2 protein-coding genes are annotated in these 3587 nt (G+C 54.6%); one reads left to right on the top strand and one right to left on the bottom strand.

The genetic code is table 11. The annotated features are described in order from the left end of the window. Window positions 1-3 precede the first annotated feature (3 nt). Complete coding sequence (locus CAG65_RS20925) at window positions 4-2556, top strand: ExeM/NucH family extracellular endonuclease (protein WP_443098414.1); 2553 nt, start codon at window positions 4-6, stop codon at window positions 2554-2556. Between the two features lie 48 nt (window positions 2557-2604). On the opposite strand, the gene CAG65_RS20920 is transcribed toward CAG65_RS20925, so the two are convergent. Further along, the gene (locus tag CAG65_RS20920) at window positions 2605-3495 is read right to left on the bottom strand and encodes a LysR family transcriptional regulator (RefSeq protein WP_161454878.1); all 891 of its coding nucleotides are present in this window, start codon (window positions 3493-3495) and stop codon (window positions 2605-2607) included. Window positions 3496-3587: the final 92 nt, after the last annotated feature.

Below are 3587 nucleotides of genomic sequence, written 5' to 3'. Positions count from 1 at the left end.
ACGCTGGCCATGCCGGCAGCAGCGGATATCCTTCTCTCACAATACGTTGAAGGTGGCAGTTACAACAAGGCGATTGAAATTGCCAACACCGGCGATGAGGCCGTCAGTCTGGATGGGTACCGTCTGGCAAAATCGCGTAACGGCGGTGGGAGCTGGGATGACATTATGTCGCTGCAAGGCAAAGTGCTACAGGCTCACAGTGTACTGGTGATCGCCAATTCTCAGGCCAGCAATGACATTCTGGCACTGAGCGATGATACCAATGATGCGGTTGTCAGTTTCAACGGTGACGATCCGGTGGCCCTGCTGAATCAAGATGGCAGTGTGCATGATGTGCTGGGTGACATGGGCGACGTTGACTGGGGCAAAGATGTGACGCTGGTGCGTAACACTGACAGCATGACCCCGTCTGCGACTTTCCAGCCAGCTCAATGGACCAGTCTGGCCAAAGACAGCCTGGAAGGACTTGGCAGTCTGGATGGCAGCGAGCCACCAGCGGCATTTGCCTGTGTGATGGACGATGGCTCTGAGCCCCAGTTTACCGCGATTCAAACCATTCAGGGTGAAGGCGATACCTCTCCGTTCATCAGTGGCTACCCGTACATCACCGACGAAGATTTCTATGTCAAAGGTGTGGTCAGTGCCGTGACCACCGGGCTGACGAAAGGCTTCTATCTGCAGTCTCTGGAAGACGATTACAATCCGCAGACCTCCGAAGGCCTGTTTGTCCACACGAATCAAACCAGCTCCAGCCTGAAGGCGGGCGATGTGGTGTGCGTGAAAGGGAAAGTCCAGGAATACTACAACCTGACGCAGCTCAAAGCGGAAAATAACCAGTGGGTGAAGCAGGATGAACAGCCGGCGCCAACGGCGCATGAGATTGTGATTCTGCCGTCGGATGCCAATTTTGACCAGACCCTGGAACGTTACGAAGGCATGTTGGTGAAGACATCGGCGGATCTCGACATGCGCGTGACCCGTACGTTTGGTTACGACTATGACGCACGTCGCAACAATATGGTGCTGGCACAGGGTCGCATCAATATGCAGCCAAACCAAATGTTTGCCGCCGGCTCCGAGCAGGCGCAGCAACAGAGTCTGGAAAACGCACAGCGCCGTCTGTTTGTGGAAGCTGATCAGAAAGCCAAAGACGGCGAAGTGCCTTACTACCCGGACTTTGGTCGTACCGATGTGGATCAGAATGGGTCAACCGAGGATTACATCCGCATCGACGATACCTTAGTTGGTCTGGAAGGCGTACTGAGCTACAGCTATGGTGAGTACCGCCTGATCGCGACTCAGCCATTAAGTCAGGACAATTTTGTACGCAACGATCCACGCACAGAGAAGCCAGACATGTACGAAGGCGATCTGCGCATCGCGACGTTCAATGTACTCAACTACTTCAATTCGCCGTTTGGTGGTGACGCCAACCCGCACGGTGGTAACCGTGGTGCGAACAACTACGAAGAGTTTGAACTGCAACAGGCGAAAATCGTCAACGCCATTTTGCGTCTGGATGCTGACATTATTGGCCTGATGGAGATCGAAAACAACGGTTTTGGTGAAGGCGGAGCCATTCGTCAGTTGGTGGATCAGCTCAATCAGCGCATCGACGACAAACACCGCCGCTATGCCGTCGCAGCGCTGGATACTAACGGTGACGGCAAAGCCGATCAGAACGATACCATCGGAACTGACGTCATCACCACGGGTGTGATCTACCGACCAAAAGTGGTCAAGCTGAAACAAACCCGCGTGATCCCAATGCCAAGCCAGCAGGCACCGGAAGTGCTGGATGAAGACGGTAAGGTGATCGAAGACGGTAAGAACTATCAGCGTGATACCCTGGCGCCGACGTTTAAAGTCAAAGGCACCAACGAGACCATCACGGTAGCGATCAACCACCTGAAATCCAAAGGCTCGAAATGTTGGGAAGACGCCGCACCGATTGAGCAGGGGGGCCAGGGCGGACTGGATGCCGACAAACAGGGATCTTGTGAGAATTTTCGTGTTGCCGCGGCAGTGGCGCTGGGAGAAGCACTCGAGCAGATCGACGGTCACAAAGTTATTCTGGGTGACATGAACTCATACGGCATGGAAGATCCGATGCTGGTACTGACGGATTACAGCCCGGAGAAATACGGCAAATCGATCAAAGCTGCGCGCAACACCTTCATCAATGGTCAACCTCAGTTTGGTGACCAGGGGGCGTTGATCACCAAGAGCTACGGCTACATCAATGCCGTGGCAATGCAGCATCCCGACAGTTGGAGCTACTCGTTTAACGACGAAGTCGGGGCGTTGGATCACCTGTTAATCAGCCCGAGTCTGCAGGGCAAGTTTGTCGATGCCACAGACTGGCACATCAACGGCGGGGAATCGACGCTGTTTGATTACAACAACGAGTACAAAGGCGATCTGCCGAAGTATCAGGATCACTTCCGTGCCTCGGATCATGATCCGGCAGTCCTGGAGCTGAACATGGGGGGCTCATTTGGCCTTGGCATGCTGATGTCGTTGTTCGGATTGGCCGCGTGGCGCCGTCGCCGCTAAGACTCTCGCTCTGATTCACGCCCCGTCAAACGACGGGGCGTTTTTGATTCAGGCGCGAATGGCATCAATCAAATAGTCGATAAACAGGCGTACTCGCGGCGTCAGGTGACGACGGCTGGGATACAGAATGTTCATGGTGGCATCCGGGAGGTGATAGTCCTCAAACAGTCGCACCAGACTGGGATCCTTGATCTCATCAGCGAGGAAGTTGGCAATCAAGCCTACGCCCATGCCTTGCTGGACCATTGACATCGCGCCCAATGGGGCATTGCAGATGTGTTTCGGCCGAGTTTGGATTTCACAGCGCTGGCCTTGCGGGTTGGTCAGTGTCAGTCGATCCTGCGGCAGATTCAGCCGGGTTAGCGTGACCCAGGGGTGCTGCTCCAGATCTTTTAACTGTGTCAACGGCGGGGCGTCAGCCAGGTATGTCTGACTGGCGTACACGCCCATTTCAAACGGTGCCAGTTCGCGCCCGACCATGGAGCTGGACGTCAGTTCGCCCATACGAATGACCACATCCAACTGGGCGGCAACCGGATCCTGCAACCCGTCATCGAGCTGAATGTCGAACACCACATTCGGGTACTGCGCTGAAAAGCTGGAAATTAACGGGCTCAGCACATAACTGCCCACATCGATGGTGGTGCCGATCCGGATCACGCCAGCGACATCGCTGGACAAATGCTGGATGGCGGTCACGGCCTGCTCGGCCAGAGGCAACAGGCCATTACTGTGCTGATAAAAGGCGTGCCCTTCGGTGGTCAGGCTGATTTTACGTGTCGAGCGGTGCAGCAGGCGCACATTGAGGCGGCTTTCCAGGGAGCGGACCTGCTCGCTGACTTTAGATTTGGCCATGCCCAGTGACGCGCCGGCGGAAGTAAACGAGCCGCATTCGACCACTTTATTGAAGATGGCGATACGCTTTAACTCATTCAACATGTGATTGTTCCCTTCTTGGTAACCTTCGGTTCTTATTTTGTTATCTAGCCAACACCTGATATTCACCAAATAATGACAGCGCTATTTAGAGG

The organism is Vibrio sp. V39_P1S14PM300, assembly GCF_009904765.1.
GTDB lineage: Bacteria > Pseudomonadota > Gammaproteobacteria > Enterobacterales > Vibrionaceae > Vibrio > Vibrio proteolyticus.
The sequence above is the reverse complement of the archived record's forward strand: the minus strand, read 5'-3'. Positions and strand labels throughout refer to the sequence as shown.